The organism is Geobacillus sp. YHL (genome assembly GCF_022341265.1).
GTDB lineage: Bacteria > Bacillota > Bacilli > Bacillales > Anoxybacillaceae > Geobacillus > Geobacillus thermoleovorans.
Window position 1 is genome coordinate 77752 of record NZ_JAEIGB010000011.1, and the last position, 16182, is coordinate 93933.

21 protein-coding genes are annotated in these 16182 nt (G+C 53.1%); 3 read left to right on the top strand and 18 right to left on the bottom strand.

Annotation, left to right across the window (positions count from 1 at the left end; translation table 11 throughout):
- Positions 1–6: 6 nt before the first annotated feature.
- From accB to JCR24_RS11320, 13 genes are all read right to left on the bottom strand, one after another.
- Positions 7–540: an acetyl-CoA carboxylase biotin carboxyl carrier protein gene (gene accB, locus JCR24_RS11260; RefSeq protein ID WP_011231882.1), complete on the bottom strand. Its 534-nt coding sequence runs from the start codon at positions 538–540 to the stop codon at positions 7–9.
- A gap of 144 nt (positions 541–684) precedes the next feature.
- Complete coding sequence (locus JCR24_RS11265) at positions 685–1236, bottom strand: SpoIIIAH-like family protein (RefSeq protein ID WP_015375377.1); 552 nt, start codon at positions 1234–1236, stop codon at positions 685–687.
- 23 nt (positions 1237–1259) lie between these two features.
- Entirely contained in the window at positions 1260–1892 is a 633-nt protein-coding gene (gene spoIIIAG / locus JCR24_RS11270; RefSeq protein WP_011231884.1) for a stage III sporulation protein AG, read from the bottom strand.
- Between the two features lie 7 nt (positions 1893–1899).
- Positions 1900–2511, bottom strand: a complete 612-nt coding sequence (gene spoIIIAF / locus JCR24_RS11275) for a stage III sporulation protein AF (RefSeq protein WP_238980637.1) — start codon at positions 2509–2511, stop codon at positions 1900–1902.
- 10 nt (positions 2512–2521) lie between these two features.
- Complete coding sequence (gene spoIIIAE, locus JCR24_RS11280) at positions 2522–3685, bottom strand: stage III sporulation protein AE (RefSeq protein WP_238980638.1); 1164 nt, start codon at positions 3683–3685, stop codon at positions 2522–2524.
- Between the two features lie 13 nt (positions 3686–3698).
- Entirely contained in the window at positions 3699–4094 is a 396-nt protein-coding gene (gene spoIIIAD / locus JCR24_RS11285; protein ID WP_238980639.1) for a stage III sporulation protein AD, read from the bottom strand.
- An 11-nt stretch (positions 4095–4105) separates the two neighbouring features.
- Positions 4106–4312 (bottom strand): stage III sporulation protein AC, encoded by a 207-nt coding sequence (gene spoIIIAC / locus JCR24_RS11290; protein ID WP_011231888.1) that lies wholly within the window; start codon positions 4310–4312, stop codon positions 4106–4108.
- Positions 4313–4327: 15 nt separating this feature from the next.
- The gene (spoIIIAB, locus tag JCR24_RS11295; RefSeq protein ID WP_025948975.1) at positions 4328–4840 is read right to left on the bottom strand and encodes a stage III sporulation protein SpoIIIAB; all 513 of its coding nucleotides are present in this window, start codon (positions 4838–4840) and stop codon (positions 4328–4330) included.
- Positions 4837–5757 (bottom strand): stage III sporulation protein AA, encoded by a 921-nt coding sequence (spoIIIAA, locus tag JCR24_RS11300; RefSeq protein WP_238980640.1) that lies wholly within the window; start codon positions 5755–5757, stop codon positions 4837–4839. The genes spoIIIAB and spoIIIAA overlap by 4 nt, the downstream gene beginning before the upstream one ends.
- A gap of 61 nt (positions 5758–5818) precedes the next feature.
- Positions 5819–6100 (bottom strand): YqhV family protein, encoded by a 282-nt coding sequence (locus tag JCR24_RS11305; protein WP_011231891.1) that lies wholly within the window; start codon positions 6098–6100, stop codon positions 5819–5821.
- A gap of 176 nt (positions 6101–6276) precedes the next feature.
- On the bottom strand, positions 6277–6834 hold the full coding sequence (gene efp / locus JCR24_RS11310; RefSeq protein ID WP_011231892.1) for an elongation factor P: 558 nt from the start codon (positions 6832–6834) through the stop codon (positions 6277–6279).
- A gap of 27 nt (positions 6835–6861) precedes the next feature.
- The gene (locus JCR24_RS11315; protein WP_031206532.1) at positions 6862–7923 is read right to left on the bottom strand and encodes a M24 family metallopeptidase; all 1062 of its coding nucleotides are present in this window, start codon (positions 7921–7923) and stop codon (positions 6862–6864) included.
- Between the two features lie 260 nt (positions 7924–8183).
- Entirely contained in the window at positions 8184–8714 is a 531-nt protein-coding gene (locus tag JCR24_RS11320; protein WP_011231894.1) for a YqhR family membrane protein, read from the bottom strand.
- 186 nt (positions 8715–8900) lie between these two features.
- Between JCR24_RS11320 and JCR24_RS11325 the strand changes: the two genes are divergently transcribed.
- Both JCR24_RS11325 and JCR24_RS11330 read left to right on the top strand, forming a co-directional pair.
- Positions 8901–9836, top strand: a complete 936-nt coding sequence (locus tag JCR24_RS11325; protein WP_031206531.1) for a DUF1385 domain-containing protein — start codon at positions 8901–8903, stop codon at positions 9834–9836.
- Between the two features lie 22 nt (positions 9837–9858).
- On the top strand, positions 9859–10215 hold the full coding sequence (locus tag JCR24_RS11330; RefSeq protein WP_021322363.1) for an SA1362 family protein: 357 nt from the start codon (positions 9859–9861) through the stop codon (positions 10213–10215).
- A gap of 78 nt (positions 10216–10293) precedes the next feature.
- On the opposite strand, the gene JCR24_RS11335 is transcribed toward JCR24_RS11330, so the two are convergent.
- From JCR24_RS11335 to JCR24_RS11350, 4 genes are all read right to left on the bottom strand, one after another.
- Positions 10294–11175, bottom strand: a complete 882-nt coding sequence (locus JCR24_RS11335; RefSeq protein ID WP_021322362.1) for a patatin-like phospholipase family protein — start codon at positions 11173–11175, stop codon at positions 10294–10296.
- 87 nt (positions 11176–11262) lie between these two features.
- Positions 11263–11688 carry a transcriptional regulator MntR gene (gene mntR, locus JCR24_RS11340; protein WP_011231898.1) on the bottom strand — a complete coding sequence of 142 codons (426 nt, stop codon included), beginning with the start codon at positions 11686–11688 and terminating at the stop codon, positions 11263–11265.
- A gap of 168 nt (positions 11689–11856) precedes the next feature.
- Positions 11857–12882: a spore photoproduct lyase gene (gene splB / locus JCR24_RS11345; protein WP_238980641.1), complete on the bottom strand. Its 1026-nt coding sequence runs from the start codon at positions 12880–12882 to the stop codon at positions 11857–11859.
- Positions 12883–12987: 105 nt separating this feature from the next.
- Positions 12988–14022 carry a DUF2332 domain-containing protein gene (locus JCR24_RS11350; protein WP_033013471.1) on the bottom strand — a complete coding sequence of 345 codons (1035 nt, stop codon included), beginning with the start codon at positions 14020–14022 and terminating at the stop codon, positions 12988–12990.
- Between the two features lie 215 nt (positions 14023–14237).
- On the opposite strand from JCR24_RS11350, the gene JCR24_RS11355 reads away from it, so the two are divergent.
- A complete protein-coding gene (locus JCR24_RS11355; protein WP_020756522.1) occupies positions 14238–14657 on the top strand; it encodes a hypothetical protein in 420 nt (139 codons plus the stop codon).
- A gap of 39 nt (positions 14658–14696) precedes the next feature.
- On the opposite strand, the gene JCR24_RS11360 is transcribed toward JCR24_RS11355, so the two are convergent.
- Positions 14697–16109 carry a glycoside hydrolase family 18 protein gene (locus JCR24_RS11360; RefSeq protein ID WP_015375388.1) on the bottom strand — a complete coding sequence of 471 codons (1413 nt, stop codon included), beginning with the start codon at positions 16107–16109 and terminating at the stop codon, positions 14697–14699.
- Between the last annotated feature and the right edge of the window lie 73 nt (positions 16110–16182).

The window sequence follows — 16182 nt, forward strand, 5'->3', positions numbered from 1 at the left end:
TCTCCCTTATTCAGGCTTGACTAAAAACAACGGCTGGCCATATTCGACGAGCTGGCCGTTTTGCACCAACACCTCGACAATTTCGCCATCGACTTCCGCTTCAATTTCATTAAACAGCTTCATCGCCTCGATGATGCAAACGACCGTATCTTTTTTCACTTTGTCGCCCGGCTTCACATACGGCGGCTTGTCCGGCGCCGGCGCTGCGTAGAACGTGCCGACCATCGGCGAAGTAATTTGATGCAAGTTGCCTTCCACAGCCGGCTTTTCTTCTTTGACTACCGGCGTTTCCGCTTTCGGTGCCGGCGCTTCTGAGGCCGCTGCTTGAACGGGAGCAGCTGCCGAAGCCGGTTCGACCGCTGCCGGAGCGGCAGGCGCCGGCGGCGCGACCGCCGTCTGTGCGGCCGCAGCCGACGCAACGGCGACAGCAGCCGTTCCTTTTTTCATATGTACTTTTGTTTCGCCTTGTTCGTATACGAATTCGTCAATTGAGGACTGGTCGACCAAGCGGATCAATTCACGGATTTCTTGAATTTTCATCGATCTCACACCTTTCTCCAAGTATCGTGCAGCCCGTTCCTTTCTGGCGGTGCCTAAACGTGTCCATAACGATTATACACACAACAGTAGGACAAACAAAAGACTTTTCCGCAAAAAAAGAAGCTGCCCTAAAGAGCAGCGCGTTCATCCAGCCGGCTGAAACTCAACCGTCACGTATTCAGCATCGGGTATTTCTTTTTTCACCATATGAATGACTTCATTCGCCGATTTAGCTGAGTTTTGTTTCGCTTTGATCGTCACGCGCACTTGGTTGTCATCGGCGCGCACGAGCACGTCTTCATAACCGCCTTTCGATTTGATGAGCGTCTCCAACGTTGCTTCTTTTTCGGACAATGCTTGCAATTTTTCAATTTTGTCGAGCGCTTCACTTTTTTCTTCCGCCGTCGCGTTCGCTGAAGCGACAATGGCGTTCAGCTCATCGCGCAGCCGGCTCCGTTCATCCTCAATTTTCATGCGCAGCGCTGTAAACAAGTCGTCGCCCGTTTCGCCAGACGCGGACGGCTTTTTCGCCTCTTCGACAGCGACGCTCGGCTGATCGGTTGTTTTTTCCGTTTTCTTATTGGCGGTAAATGCCGGACTGTCGTTCATATTTTTTGGAGCTGTCACGTAATAGACCGACAGCACAACGACCAAGCTCAACATCGTCAACAGCCATACGGTTTGTTTTTTCAACATGCCGATCTCCTCCCCTTACCCGGTCATTTTTTCGGCAAGACAGCGACGCGGTAGCTCGGAACGTTTAACACGCGCGTCACCGCCTCGACGATCCATTTTTTGATTTGCAAATTATCCGCCCCTTTGGCGACAACGAGAACGCCGCGGATGTCCGGCTTTTTCGTGGCGACGACAAGCGGCGTTTCTTCTTCGCCGTTATGAATAATGATGACTTCTTCATTGGTCGACTCGTTTTCGATCGTCCGCTTCCCGCCTTCCTTGTCGCTCTCTTCCGTTGTCTGCTGCTGAGTCGAACGCTTTTTCTCATACAGTTTCAACTCCGTGGAATCGAGATTGACGACGACCGTGACATCATCCACCCCTTCGATCGCCTCAAGAGCGGCTTTCAGTTCTTTTTCGTACCGCTCCTCATAGGCGGCGATCACTTTCTCTTTCGTCTCCTTGCTTGCCAGGAATGCCGGCTCGGCTGGAGCGGACGGCTGCCCGGCGGAAGGCTTCGCTTCGGCTTCCTCTCCACTGTTTGCCCAATGGCTTGCCGCCATCAAGGCGACACCAGCCAACAGCAGGACGACGACGTACGAAAACGGCCATTTTTTCTGTGCTCCTTCCCCGTCTTTCGGCGCTGAAGAAAAGAGCCGTTTGATGAGCGGCAACATCCCCCCTCTATTCCCTCCCCCTAAATTGCACGTCAATTTTATCTTCATCGATTTCCCATCGGCCGGCGAGAAAAGCGCGCACCTCCTCTGCCAGCGAAGCATCGCCCTCCGGCAAAGCCGGCGGCTTCGTCGTATCGATGACAACCGGTTCCACCGAACCGGCTAACTTCTGTTTCGAAAGGACGACCTCAATCGTCTTGATGTCATCCGGCATGCGCCAGTCGTCGCCTGGCTTGGCGTAAACGTTGACATCCGCTTTCAGCCCATACTTTTCCATCAACTCCTCATTGACATCGTTTTCGAGCTGGACAGCCATTTGTTTTAAAATATATGCGCGTTGCGAGGCTTGTATTTCTTTTTTCTGCTGTTCGATTTGATTTTTTATTGCCTCCTCCCCCGCACGGCCGTTGGAAAAATGGACGAGCGCCGACGCGATGAGCTGCTCGGGATCAACGGAAGCGAGCCTGAGTACCGGAGCGAGCATCACGAGAACGAGCATAAGCCCGACAGCCATTTTCACGTATTTTTGCATCGTCCCCGACGGCAGCAAAAAATCGATGATGATAGCAAACAACAAAAACAAAATGATGTTTGTCACCCACTCAATGACTAGCTGCATAGCGCTCCCCCTAGCGGACCATCATCGTAATGTTCCCGGCCATCACCATGATGGTGAGGCTTAAGAAAAACATGAGCGACACAATGAGCAGCGCCGCCAGCACGTAAGCGATGCTTTTGCCGATGATGTTGAGGCAGGACAATACCGGTCCGCCGCCAAGCGGCTGCAGAAGAGCAGCCGATAGTTTGTAGACGATGACGATGGCGAAAATTTTCACCGCTGGAAAGATGGCGATCATGAGCAAAATCGCCGCCCCGACCAACCCGACCGTATTTTTCAACAGCATGGAAGCGGCGACGACCGTATCGGCGGCATCAGTGAACAGCTTGCCGACGACCGGGATGAAATTGCCGGTGACAAATTTCGCCGCCCGGAGCGCCACGCCGTCAGCCACGGCCGCTGTCGCTCCTCGCACGGACATGACGCCAAGGAACACGGTCAAAATGAGGCCGAGCAAACCGAGGGCGGCTTTGTTGAGCAAATCGGCGAGCTGAGTCGCCTTGTAACGGTCGCTGAGCGTGCTGACGACCGAAAGCAGCGCAGCCAGAAGCAAAAGCGGCAAGGTGACGTATTCCACAACCGTGCCAGTGGTGTTCATCACAAACAAAATGATCGGGTGGAAAAACGCCGCCGACGCGACCCCGCCGGAAGTGGCGAGCAGGGCGAGCAGCAGCGGAACGAGGGCGATGATGAAATGGCTCATCGTCCGCACCGCCTCAAGCGCATAATCCGCCGCAAGGCGAAAGCTGTTTAAGGCGATCAACAAGAGCACCATATAGACGACCGCCTGGGCGATTTTGCTTACTTCCTGCTGAGCGAATGCATTTTGCAGCGATTGCAGCACCGTGCTGAAGACAGCAAGCAAAATGAGCGTGCCGAGCAGTTTGCCGTTCACCTGCAGTTCATAAAACAAATAGCGGGCGAGCGCCTTCAGCCATTCGGCCGGCGACCATTGCTTGTCGCCGCTTAAAAAATCGGTGAGCGGCCCTTTCTCGCTTTCCGGCAAAAACCCTCCATACTCGCTGACGATCGTTTCCCAATAGCGGCGGATATCGCTCACATCGAGCTGAGCGAGCTGCTCGCTGACCGACGGTCCATCGCTTGCGGCTTGTACGACCAACGGACAAAAAAAGAGAGAAAGCAGCCCGACAATAAGGAACGCTGTTCGCTTCAATCCGTTCCCCCCTTTAGCGCGCCGACGGGATGAGGCCGATGACCGCTTCAATGATCGCCGTCAAAATCGGGACCGCCAGCGCCAAAATGATGATTTTTCCGCCGAGCTCAATTTTGGCGGCGATCGCCCCTTGGCCGGCGTCTTTGGAAATTTGGGCAGCGAACTCGGCAATGTAGGCAATGCCGATGATTTTCAGCATCGTCTCTAAATACACCATCTGAATATGGGCGCCTTCGGCCATTTTTCGCAACATCGCCAAAATGCTGCTGATTTGATCGACCAACAACAGAAAAATGGTGCAGCCGACAAACACGGTCAACAAAAAAGCCAGATTCGACTTTTGCTCTTGCAGCAACACGACCAAAAACGTCGCGATCAACCCGAGGCCGACGATTTGCAAAATGTCCATGGCCTCTCCCCCTATCCGCGGAACAAAAAGACGTCTTTAATTTTTTGAAACAAATCGCTTACAATCGAAGCGACCATAAACAAAATATAAATAAAGCCGAGCAGCGTCACCCATTGGGCATATTCTTTCCTCCCCATCTGATCGAGCACCGTATGCAAAAACGCGATGACGATGCCGACGCCGGCGATTTTCAAAATGAGATCGACATCGATGCCCATGATTCTGCCTCCTGTCTACATGAGTAAAATGACGAGCAGCAGGCCGGCCAACACGCCTAAACTTTTCGCCATCTTGGCGTAGCGCGCCTGGTTGTCTAGCGCTTCCGCTTCCTCCCGCTCAAGATGGGCGAGCGCCAGCGCGATTTGCCTTTGCTGGGTGAGCCGGTCGTATTGGCCAAGCGTGGCGCCAAATTGTTTCATCACTTCAAATTCTCCTTGCTTTAGAGCGGTTTTTCCCCATACGGTTCGCAAGCTTTTTTCCCATGCCTCGGCGGCGCTCGTTTCTTCTGTGCATAACGCGGCGGCAAACCGCTCGAACAATTCGGACAACGGGGCGGCCGTTTGCCGGGCGAGATGCATAGCGGCGTCGGCAAGCGGCGTATGGCCATACATCACTTCCGCCTCAAGCGCCCTCAGCGCCGCTTTCAGCTGGCGGAGCTGGCGCGGCCGCTCGTGCAACACGCGGGCGGCGGCAAACCCAAGCCATGTTGAGGCGGCGAGAATCAACAGAGCGCCAAACCATTTCATCGCTGGACCACCGCCCTTTCATACAGCACCGTTCCGCCAGCGTCGAGAATGCGTCGGATGGAGCCGGGATGGGGAATGTTCGTCAGCTCAATAAACCGTTCAAACACCTTTTGTTCCATCACCGGGCCGAGCGTCGGACGCTGCCAGACGTCTTGGATGTTGCGGCCGTGCACAGTCGTCCATACAGAGACGCCAGCATTGGCCGCTTCAAGCACTGCCTCGCTGTCCTCCTCGCGCCCGATTTCGTCGACAATCATGACATCAGGGCTCATCGAGCGGATCATCATCATCATCCCTTCCGCTTTCGGGCAGGCGTCCAACACGTCAAGGCGCGGGCCGAACGAAAACTGAGGAATCCCTTTCACACAGCCAGCGATTTCCGATCGTTCGTCAACGATCGCCACCTTTTGCGCCGGAATGCGCCCCGTCCCGCTGCTAATCAAGCGCGCCGCATCGCGCAGGAGCGTCGTTTTTCCCGTCTGCGGCGAGCCGATGATCATCGTATGACACCAGCGGCCGTCGTACACATACGGAATCAGCGGCTCGGCGATGCCGATCTGTTCCTTGGCGATGCGAATGTTAAACGAGGAAACATCGCGGATCGCTTTCACCTTGCCCCCTTCCGTAATGACTTTGCCGGCCAGCCCAACACGATGCCCCCCCTCAATCGTCATAAATCCGCGCTTCAGCTCTTCTTCGACGGCATAGATCGAATAATGACTCAATTTGTTGAGCAAATGCACGCCGTCTTCTTTCGTCACTTCATACGGCAACAATCGGGCCGTTCCGTCGACGATCACCTCAAGCGGCCGGGAGACGCGGATGCGGATTTCTTCAATTCCGCGGCGGCATGAAGGAAGATGGTGCTGCAACGCGGCGGCGACCGTTTTCGGCAAAATTCCCCACACCGCTTCCATGGCCCTCCCCCTTTTCTTGTGGACTAGTTCATATGTATGGGCGGAATGCGCCGTTTATGCCTTACTTGTAAATCGCGAACAAAATGAGCGCGATCCCGAGCGCCACAAGCCCAAGCCGTGAAAACGAGAGCTCGTCCGCAAGCGAAAGCAGTCCAATCGCCATGGTCACCATCATGACGGTTGGACCGACGACAGCAAGCGCAGCATTAACGGCAAGCGCTTTTTTCACGTCATTGAACACAAGCATCAACAGCGCCGCGCTCAGTTCAATGAACGCGGACACCATCCGCATGCCAGCCATGGCCATAACGGACGGGTCGATTGATCGCAGCCAATGTTTCATGTTCCCCTCCTGTTTTGCCAAATGGGATCGATTAGTACAAACGTATGCGAAAACAAGCCGTTTCAGAAGAAGTTTTTACTGAGGAAAACGATGGGGGAGAGCAAAACGTCGCCCATTTTGCGCATAAAAAACACCGCCCCGGAAGGTGTCCGAGACGGTGCCTGTCGGGCTTGCGCTTACGCCCGCGAAACGTACGTGCCGTCGGCCGTATTAATGATGAGCGTGTCGCCTTCGTTGACGAAAAACGGCACTTGAACGACAAGGCCGGTTTCGAGCTTCGCCGGCTTCGAACCGCCAGAAGCGGTGTCACCTTTAATGCCCGGCTCTGTTTCGACGACTTTCAGCTCGACGGTGTTCGGCAACTCGACGCCGATCGTTTCGCCTTGGTACATCATAATAAATACTTCCATATTCTCTTTCAAGAACTTCAATTCATGCTCGATTTGTTTCGCCGGCAGCTCGATTTGTTCGTACGTTTCCATATCCATAAAAACGTGTTGGTCGCCGTTGGCGTACAAATATTGCATTTTGCGTGTGTCGATTTGCGCCCGGTTCACTTTTTCGCCGGCGCGGAACGTCCGCTCCTGAATGGCGCCGGTGCGCAAATTGCGCAGCTTCGAACGGACGAACGCCGCCCCCTTGCCCGGCTTGACGTGCTGGAATTCAAGGACGCGCCAAATCTCGCCGTCCACCTCAATCGTAAGTCCTGTGCGAAAATCGTTGACTGAAATCATTAGCCGAAATCCTCCTCACGCAATCCATTATAAAATGATCAGTTCTTTTGGCGAATGGGTGAGCGCTTCGTTCCCGTCAGCAGTGATGACCGTATCGTCCTCGATGCGCACCCCGCCAAGCCCCGGGATGTAAATGCCCGGCTCGACGGTGACAACCATGCCTGGCTCAAGCACGACATCCGAACGGAACGAAAGCGTCGGCCCTTCGTGAATTTCCAATCCAATCCCATGGCCGGTCGAATGGCCGAAATAGTCGCCATACCCTTTTTCGCGGATGTAATCGCGCGTGAGCGCATCAGCCTCTTTGCCGGTCATGCCTGCCCTGAGCCCGTTCATGCCGCGTTGCTGCGCTTCAAGAACGATGTCATAGATCGTCCGCAGCTCCACGCTAATGTCGCCGACGGCGACCGTTCTCGTAATGTCGGAACAATACCCTTTATAGTAAGCCCCGAAATCAAGCGTGACGAGCTCGCCGCGCTCGATCGTTTTCTCTGACGCCACCCCGTGCGGCAGCGCCGAACGGTAGCCGGAGGCAACGATCGTATCAAAGGAGGACGAAGACGCCCCTTGTTTGCGCATAAAAAATTCCAGCTCATTCGCCACTTCGATTTCTTTAACGCCTGGACGGATGAACGACAAAATGTGCGAAAACGCCGCATCGGCGATTTCTGCTGCTTCCTTTAATATCTTAATCTCTGCCTCTGACTTAATCAAGCGCAATTTTTCTACGAGCCAAGACGTTGGCACGAGTTCAGCGCGGATGGCTTCTTCATACGACTTGTATGCGGCATAGGTGACATGTTCTTGCTCAAAGCCAAGCCTCTTGATGCCAAGCCGCTTCACCTGATTGGCAATTTCTTCGATGATCGGCCCGCTGTGCTGGACGACTTCAAACCCTTGGGCTTGCCTCGATGCTTGTTCGACGTAGCGGAAGTCCGTAACCAACACCGCCCCTTGACGGCTGACAAGTACAGCGCCGGCCGTGCCAGTAAACCCGGTCAAATAGCGGCGGTTGTAGCCGTTTGTTACTAACAGCCCGTCGATATGCTGCTCGTCAAGAAGCTCCCGAAGCTTTTCCAGCTTTTCCATGTTTCCGTCTCCTCTTCCCTTAGAGTGTGCTCGTCTCCTCCGCTGCCTGCGTCGAGAGCGGAGAAAATCTTCGCGGTCAGGATGACGCGAAAAACCTCGTAGGCGCGCCAGTTTCACGAGCGCCCGCAGCAGCCATGGACTGATGCTGAAACATGCAAAACCTTCTTTATTTTACCATAAAGATGGTCGTTTCCGCTAGACGTCCGCGCGGCGCTTGATGCAGCACTTACTTCAGCGGATGAGAGCGAAAAGAAGCTTCGTCAGTTTCCTTCATTTGCCGCCTCTTTTCCGACATTTAACGCCGTTCGATTCATTTCTTGCGTTTCAAAAGAAATCGAATACCCGACAAATACGCCATATAAAATGTATAAGCAAAGCGTCGTAATAATCGTATTCGTTTCTAAATCTGCAACTGGTTGGACGTTTGGAAACAGTGGATTAAACAAATAAAAGACAATCATCCAAAGCACCACGCCATATACCATTCCCGCCCACATACCGGCGATCTTGCGCAGGAACGCGTAGTACAAAAGCGCCGCCGCAATGGAAATGATGCCGATCAGCACGATGGCCGCATAATTGCCGGCTTTCCCATATTTCCAGTCCCCGGCAACCCACGGGATGAGAATCATATTCGGACTGATTTCACTGAAATGGAAAAAATAAGCCAAATAGCCGATCAAACTCCAAAACACCCCGCCGACAAACCCGATGATGATCGTTTTTTGTATGAGCGTCATCGGCCGCTCCGTCTCCTCCTGCTCAAGCTTCCCTTTTTGTTCCGCCATCATCGTACACCTCCTTGTCTGTTAGTATGACCGACAGCCGACCATCCCATGAATCAAACGAAAAAATGACCGCCCTTGTGTAAATCATGGATTTTTTGGAAATCATAATAGTAGCATCAACCTAGAGGTTTCCGGATGTTTCTTGTAGAATAAAATAATAAACATAAAAAATAGGTTGGTGTTGGCCTGATGAAATCATCAATGGAGAAACCGTTATACGGCGGCCAAGCGGTCGTTGAAGGGGTGATGTTTGCCGGCAAGACGCACTCCGTCACCGCTATTCGCCGTCATGACGGGACGATTGACTATTTTACGCTGCCTCGCCGCAGCCATCCGACGCTGGCTGCCCTGAAAAAAATCCCGTTTGTCCGCGGCATTGTCGCCATTATTGAGGCGAGCGCAAACGGGGCCAAGCATTTGCAGTTTGCCAGCGAACAATATGAGGCGTCCTCGGACGAAAAACAGGCCGCCGAAGAAAGACGCTCCAAATTCGGGCTGATTCTCGGCGCCGCCGTCATCGGCGTGCTATCGTTTTTATTCGCCAAAACCATTTTTACGCTCGTTCCGGCGCTCGCCGCCGACGCCTTTAAACCGCTCGTACCGGGGAAAATGGGGCAAATTTTGCTTGAAGGAACCTTTAAGCTTGCTCTTTTGCTCGGCTACATTTACTTTATTTCGTTGACGCCGCTTGTTAGACGCGTGTTCCAATACCACGGGGCGGAACATAAAGTCATCAACGCCTTTGAAGCAGGGTGGCCGCTCACTGTTGAGCACGTCCAGCGCGCCTCGCGCCTTCACTACCGATGCGGCAGCAGCTTCATTTTATTTACTGTCATGATCAGCTTGTTCCTTTATTTGTTCGTGCCGACGGATCCGCTTTGGCTGCGAATCGCAAACAGGCTCGCTTTAATTCCTGTCGTGCTTGGCGTTTCGTTTGAAGTCTTGCAGTTTACAAATAAATTGAGGGATATTCCGCTGCTAAGCTGGCTTGGCTATCCCGGGCTATGGCTGCAGCGGTTGACGACAAAAGAACCGGACGATGACCAAGTGGAAGTGGCCATCGCCTCGTTTCAGCGGCTTCTTGATTTGGAAGCGGAAGCCGAAAGGAAACAAGCGGTGCAGTAATCGATCAAAGGGGGTGGACTCATTGCGGCGCCGGGCCATTCATCCGCTTGTCGGGCTTATGATTTTGCTTGGAACGCTTGGCATTGTCTATACCCTTTTTGCCCATCCGACGGTGCTGTTCCGCCAGCTGCTGTTTGTTGCGCTGTTTTTGGCCGCCATTTATCTCTTCTACCGGTTCGTATACCAACGCCGCACCGATCAAGATCGGTTATCGTATTTAAAGGCGGTGCGGCAGTCGAAAAAGCTCCATCCCCGCTCCGGGCGCAAACAAGCAAAGCCGGCGAAACTGAAGCGGCCGCTGAAAAAACGGACGGCCATTCCGCACTTGACCGTGATCGAGGGCAAAAAAGGCAAAAAAAAGAATCGAGCTTCGTTTTAGCTTGATTCTTTTTTGTTTGCCTCTGCCGTTCAGCTAAAAAATCGGCGGCAGAGGTGTGACCTATTGTCGCTTTCCCGTCTAGTACGCCCATTGGCGCAAAAACTGCCGCGTCCGCTCGCGTCCGTAATCGATCAGGCGCCGGCGCGCTTCCAGGTCGATGGAAAATTCCGTGGAAATAACGTTGTCCACCGGCAAAAAGACGATGTTTTTTTCATGGCGGCGCGAAATGTAGCGCGCATCATGCGCCTCTCTCATGGCCGCAAACAGCGCCTCATACAAATCGAGCGCATTGGTGATCGTTCGTTTCGGCCGCTCCCCTGGTTTTGGGCTCAGCTGAACGCCCAGCACCGGCCGTTTTTTCTTCTTTTCTTCATCGAACAAAAACAGCGGAAAGTTGCTCAACACCCCTCCGTCGACAATGAAAGCCACACCGTTTCGCCCGCGAAGGCGGACCGGCTCAAAGAAATAAGGAATGCTGATGCTCATCCGCACTGCCTTGGCGATGGAAAACGACCCAGGGTCAATGCCGTATATGGCTAAATCGTCCGGCAGCACGACGATGCGTCCGTTCGTCACATCGGAAGCGACGATATACAAACTGCCGGCCGGCACATCTTGAAACGTCCGCACGCCGCGGGCGGCGAGCGCCGCCTCGAGCCACCGCTCAAACACCTTTCCTTGATACAGCCCAAGATGCCAATACAGGCGCACCCATTTCCAAAGCGAAAACGGAATCCATAGCGGCCGTTCATCCAAAAACTGCTCCAACTCCAACTCCTCAAGCAGTCGGGCGATGTCGCGGGCGCTGTAGCCTGCCGATAGCAGCGCCGAAAGCAACGCTCCCGCACTCGTGCCGGCAAGCCGCTTCCAGCGCAGACCTTTTTCCTCAATCGCTTCATACGCTCCAAGCAACGCAAACCCTTTCACCCCGCCGCCGGAAAAGACAAGATCAATGTCCACCGCCGCCTCCCCCTTTTTGCCGTTTATACATATGTAAGAAAAAAGGAGGACATTTAGTACGGCAAACAAAAAAGAGCAAGCATCGGCTTACTCTCCTTGTTCATTGCGCTTTTGGACATCGCGCAGCGCTTCAAGGCGGCGTTCGTCCTCTTGAAAATACTGCACCAAATCGCCGATCCGGTCGATGGCGTTCCAGCTCAAATGGTGTTCAATCCCTTCCACGTCGCGGTAAATGTTTTCTTCGCTGACACCGATCAAACGGAGAAACTGCTCAAGCAGCTCATGGCGGTAGACGAGCCGCTGGCCGATTTTTCTTCCTTTTGGCGTCAAGACGAGTCCGCGGTATTTCTCATACACTAAATACTCATCTTTATCGAGCTTTTGCACCATTTTCGTCACCGAGGAGGGATGGACGGACAACGCTTCAGCGATGTCAGAGACGCGGGCATAGCCCTTTTCTTCAATCAAAATGTAAATTTGCTCAATATAATCTTCCATGCTTGGTGTCGGCAACGTTTGTCCCCTCCCATTACATTTGTCTGCCGCAGACAAGTGCAGCGGCCGTCAGCATCTCTCATGAACATTGCCGCTTTGCCCGCTTCGGCTAGACGCTGCCGGGCCAGTCGGCCGCCCAGGCAAACAAAAAATAGCAATCAATCCCATTATACCATGAAGGGAATATTACGTAAAATACTGCACTTGGGCCGATGGAAAAAAGCGAGCAATATACGAGCGCATGGTTTCCTCCAGCTCCCGCGCTTCCTCGTCACGGTACACATATTTGCCGATGCCGTACCGCCCCCACTTATACTTGCGCTTCGATTCGTCCAAATCGAGCTTGGTTTTCGGGTAACGCTGCTCGATGACCCGCTTGGCCGGCTTGGTAAACCGATGCTGGATGAGCTCAAACGTCAAATCAGATAAGTCCACCCCTTCCAATTGCCGGGCGAGCTCCTGAAACAATTCAAAATACCCTTGTTCCCAGCCGTCATGCCGGTAAATCGGCGCGACGACAAAGCCGAGCTTATAGCCGGCACCGGCCACTTTGCGCGCTGTTTGAAGCCGCGCGTCAAAGGAGGACGTTCCCGGCTCGAAATGGTTGATCACATAGCGGGAGTTGACGCTGAAGCGAAACCGCGTTTTGCCGTTATGCTTGGCATCAAGCAAATGGTCGACATGCTCATACTTCGTCACAAATCGGAGCCGCCCGTAGTCGGTCGCGCCAATAAACTCAATCGCTTTTTTCAGCGAATGGGTCAAATGATCGATCCCGACAATGTCGGACGTGCATGCCGCCTCGAAGCGAGTAATCTCGGGTGCGCGCTCGTCAATATACTTTTGCGCTTGAGCGAAAATGTCGTCCAAGTTGACATACACGCGGATATATGGCTTGCTTCCTAATGTCGTTTGCAAATAGCAATAATGGCAATGGCCCATACATCCGGTTGCCAACGGAATGGCGTATTCGGCTGACGGCTTCGATGAATCAAATTTCAGCGTCCGCCGCACGCCAACAACGAGCGTCGATTTCGCATTTCGATACCGGGCTAGCTCCGTCTCTCCCGGAATGCCGCGCACTTGGTTGTGCGATGTCGTCTCGCGAATCTCGATTCCCATTTGTGTAAATTTCTCGTACAATTCCTTTCCGAGCGGGTACGACAACGCCTCCGGTTCGAAATACACAAGTTTTGGCACAAACGGTTTCATCGTTTTCCCCCATTTCGTCCATCTTTACAGTTTAGTATGGACGAGAACGGGGGAGTCGTTATCTTACTTTATTTGGAATTCTTTTTTCGTTTCCTTGTCGCCTCCTCATCCACATCCATCCGCCTCCCAACGAAACCAGCGGGCATGGCCGTCGGTTTCGGCAACGATTTGCCGGCATTCTCGGCCATTGATCATGCGATCCAGATGCAGTTTCGGATCCCACATATTGTTATACACATGGAACAAATCCCGTTGGCGGCCGATTTCACGAAGCTGCTCAAGCAATCCACGCTTTGCCTCATCTGACATTTGGTTCGCGACATGCGTGTGGAAGATGCAAACAACGGTATCGGACGGAACTTGTGCAACAAGATCAGAGAGAAGTTCAACCCCGTCTCCCTCGATCAGACGAATCGGCGTTTGTTCCAGACATCTGGCTGCCTTTTCAAACAATTGGCGCCGGTCTTTATGTTCGGGCCAAATGAGCGCCTTCATCCATCGTCGATCATCCTCTTTTTTCAAGTCAATCACATGCAAATCGATACCGATCCGTTCAGCGACCGGCGGGCTTTCCGGCAACAATAATGGCCGTTGGTCGCCACGAATGTTTGATGCAATAAGGACATCAGAATCCAGATTTCCGTACGGACGCCCCCAGCCATAATCGTACCGGTACTGATCCCAAGCCAATTGCAGACCGGCGCTTGTGCCAATTTCAATGAGTGACAAAGGCTTTTTCACTTGTTCATAAATGCAACAAAACACGGGGTATAAATATGCACAACGCCGGACTTCATTGGTTTGCACGAGCCGGTGAACCAAAATGTTCTTTATATCCTCCCAGTAACGAAGACAAAAATCGCGAAAATAAGGAAAAGCAGCTTCCGGTGCCCGCGGCTCCTTAACAATACTTCCGTAAAATTCGCGCAACCCATGTTCATACCCTTTTAGCAACAAATCATGCACCGCTCCGAACAACAAGTTGGGAATCGGTTGACCGCTGCGGGCATGCGAAGCAAGATAGAGAAGCTTCTCATCTCTGGCAATATGGAGAGAAAGCTGTTCATACAACGGGCTAGAACCACGGCATTCATGAACAGCAAAACGTCGAAACCGTTCAGCGACCCATGTGAAATTCAACTTGATCCTCTCCCTTCTTCTTCAACTTTTTCACAAACTTCTTCATACTCTTCATGTCACTGGATCCCACCAACTAGAAAATCGATCCTTTCGATCACTATATTCGTTTCAACAAATGGATCTCCTTTCAAAACATTCGTACTCCTTTGCGATTTGCCATGACAGCTCATGAACGCAATGATACAATAAAACTAAACTGAAAGGAGGGATGCAGAATGTCTCACGAGCTTGTCGAATTGCTTCGCTCGGTGCTGAAAGAGGAGTTGCAGCCGATTCATGAACGCCTCGACCGCCTAGAAGCCGGACAGCAACGCCTCGAAGAACGACAACAACGCCTCGAAGAACGACAACAACGCCTCGAAGAACGACAACAGCGCCTCGAAGAACAGCAACAACGCCTCGAAGAACAGCAACAACGCCTCGAGGAAAAGTTGGACCATTTCATTATCGAGACGCGCAGCCATTTCAAAAAAATCGAGGACGAGCTGGCCGACCATCGGCGCATGTTCGAGATATTGTCACATGATTGGCGCAACGCGAACATTGCGATTGAATATTTAAACCATAAGATCGGCCAGCACGATCTGGAAATTTATCAGCTAAAAAAGCGGCTCGAACTCCAAGAAACAAAGTAAAAGCGCATGCCCGATGACCGGCGCATACGCTCGAACCGCTTATCCCCGCTTGCGAATGCGGAAATTGTCTTCTAACAGCACCCAGTTTTCCGGATACGGATACCCGAGCACCCAGTAGCTGATTCCGCGCAATCCGTATTCTTTCACCAATTCAAATTTCGCCAACGCGCTGCGGGCGTCTTCAAACCATACTTCGTGCTGGCGGCCTTGCTCGTCCGTGTACCGGTAAAACGGCGAGGCGGCCGCCGCATCGTATTGGATGGACGCCCCGTAGCGAATGGCGCGCTCTAGCGCCTCTTTCGGACTGAACGTTTCCGCCTCTTGCCCTTGCACGTGCGGCAGCACCCAGTCGCGGGCATAAATTTGAAACCCCATCATGATTTTGCTACGCGGAATGGCGGTCACCGCATAATCGAGCACGCGCCGAATTTGATTCACCGGCGAAATGGCTTGCGGCGGCCCAAATCGGTAGCCCCACTCATAGGTCATAAGGACAACAAAATCAGCGATGCGTCCGTGGGCTGGGTAGTCGTGCGCTTCGTACAGCAGCCCTTTTTGTTCAGCGCTTATTTTGGGCGCCAGCGACGTCGATAAAACATACCCTTCGGCGTGAAGCCGGTTGGCCGCCCGCTGCAAAAACTCGTTATACCGCTTGCGGTCGGACGGATAGACATTTTCAAAATCGACATTCAACGCGCGGTACCCTTTTGCTCGCATCACTTGAATGACGTTGTCAAGCAATCGCGTTTGCAGCGCAACGTCGGCCAGAATCGTCTGCGCCAGCCTCGAGCCCGGGTCTTGGTACGTAAAGTTCGTGATCGTCATCATCGGCACGACACGGGCGGCATAAGCCGCCTGAATGAATGCTGTATCATTGATCGGATTGAGCCCGCCATCGGCGCGGATCGTGTAGGCGAATGGCGCGGCATAGGTCAAATGGCGGCCGACTTCGCGCACTTGCTCCGCTCCTTTCTCCCCTTGGTCCACCGTAAATGCGTTCACCTCGATGAGCGGCTTCGCCGGCGGGATGATGAGCCGCTGTCCGGGGACGATCCGGTTCGGATCGGTAATATCGTTTACTTCGATCAGCTGCTGAACCGTCACTCCGTAGAACGAAGCGATTTGCGCCAGCGTCTCCCCGCTTCGCACCGTATGGATGCGCGCTGGGATGAACAACGTTGTCCCTGGATAAAGGAGCGACGGATTCGTGATCCGGTTCGCCTGTATAATCGCTTCGACCGCCACTCCATACTGGCGCGCAATTTGCCATAACGTTTCCCCTGTGCGGACCGTATGGTAACGATATGGAACCGGGATGACGAGCGCTTGGCCAACGGCTAGCCGGTTCGGGTCGCTCAGTTCATTGGCGGCGACAATCCGCTCGAGTGGAACGCCGTAACGCTGAGCCAACTGCCAAAGCGTCTCCCCGCGCTTTACGACATGAACAATCATGACGCTCCCCCTTTCGTTCCCTCCTTTTACCACTATATTTTGGCTTTTGCCTTTTATGTAAAAAAAAAAAAAA

Bases quoted from the DNA above. Each gene is read 5' to 3' on its own strand.
- spoIIIAF (WP_238980637.1), bottom strand. From the start codon at position 2,511: ATGCAGCTAGTCATTGAGTGGGTGACAAACATCATTTTGTTTTTGTTG.
- JCR24_RS11355 (WP_020756522.1), top strand. From the start codon at position 14,238: ATGTCTCACGAGCTTGTCGAATTGCTTCGCTCGGTGCTGAAAGAGGAG.
- JCR24_RS11265 (WP_015375377.1), bottom strand. From the start codon at position 1,236: ATGTTGAAAAAACAAACCGTATGGCTGTTGACGATGTTGAGCTTGGTC.
- efp (WP_011231892.1), bottom strand. From the start codon at position 6,834: ATGATTTCAGTCAACGATTTTCGCACAGGACTTACGATTGAGGTGGAC.
- spoIIIAB (WP_025948975.1), bottom strand. From the start codon at position 4,840: ATGAAATGGTTTGGCGCTCTGTTGATTCTCGCCGCCTCAACATGGCTT.
- splB (WP_238980641.1), bottom strand. From the start codon at position 12,882: ATGAAACCGTTTGTGCCAAAACTTGTGTATTTCGAACCGGAGGCGTTG.
- JCR24_RS11325 (WP_031206531.1), top strand. From the start codon at position 8,901: ATGAAATCATCAATGGAGAAACCGTTATACGGCGGCCAAGCGGTCGTT.
- accB (WP_011231882.1), bottom strand. From the start codon at position 540: ATGAAAATTCAAGAAATCCGTGAATTGATCCGCTTGGTCGACCAGTCC.
- spoIIIAA (WP_238980640.1), bottom strand. From the start codon at position 5,757: ATGGAAGCGGTGTGGGGAATTTTGCCGAAAACGGTCGCCGCCGCGTTG.
- JCR24_RS11315 (WP_031206532.1), bottom strand. From the start codon at position 7,923: ATGGAAAAGCTGGAAAAGCTTCGGGAGCTTCTTGACGAGCAGCATATC.
- JCR24_RS11305 (WP_011231891.1), bottom strand. From the start codon at position 6,100: ATGAAACATTGGCTGCGATCAATCGACCCGTCCGTTATGGCCATGGCT.
- JCR24_RS11360 (WP_015375388.1), bottom strand. From the start codon at position 16,109: ATGATTGTTCATGTCGTAAAGCGCGGGGAGACGCTTTGGCAGTTGGCT.
- spoIIIAD (WP_238980639.1), bottom strand. From the start codon at position 4,094: ATGGACATTTTGCAAATCGTCGGCCTCGGGTTGATCGCGACGTTTTTG.
- spoIIIAG (WP_011231884.1), bottom strand. From the start codon at position 1,892: ATGTTGCCGCTCATCAAACGGCTCTTTTCTTCAGCGCCGAAAGACGGG.
- JCR24_RS11320 (WP_011231894.1), bottom strand. From the start codon at position 8,714: ATGATGGCGGAACAAAAAGGGAAGCTTGAGCAGGAGGAGACGGAGCGG.
- spoIIIAC (WP_011231888.1), bottom strand. From the start codon at position 4,312: ATGGGCATCGATGTCGATCTCATTTTGAAAATCGCCGGCGTCGGCATC.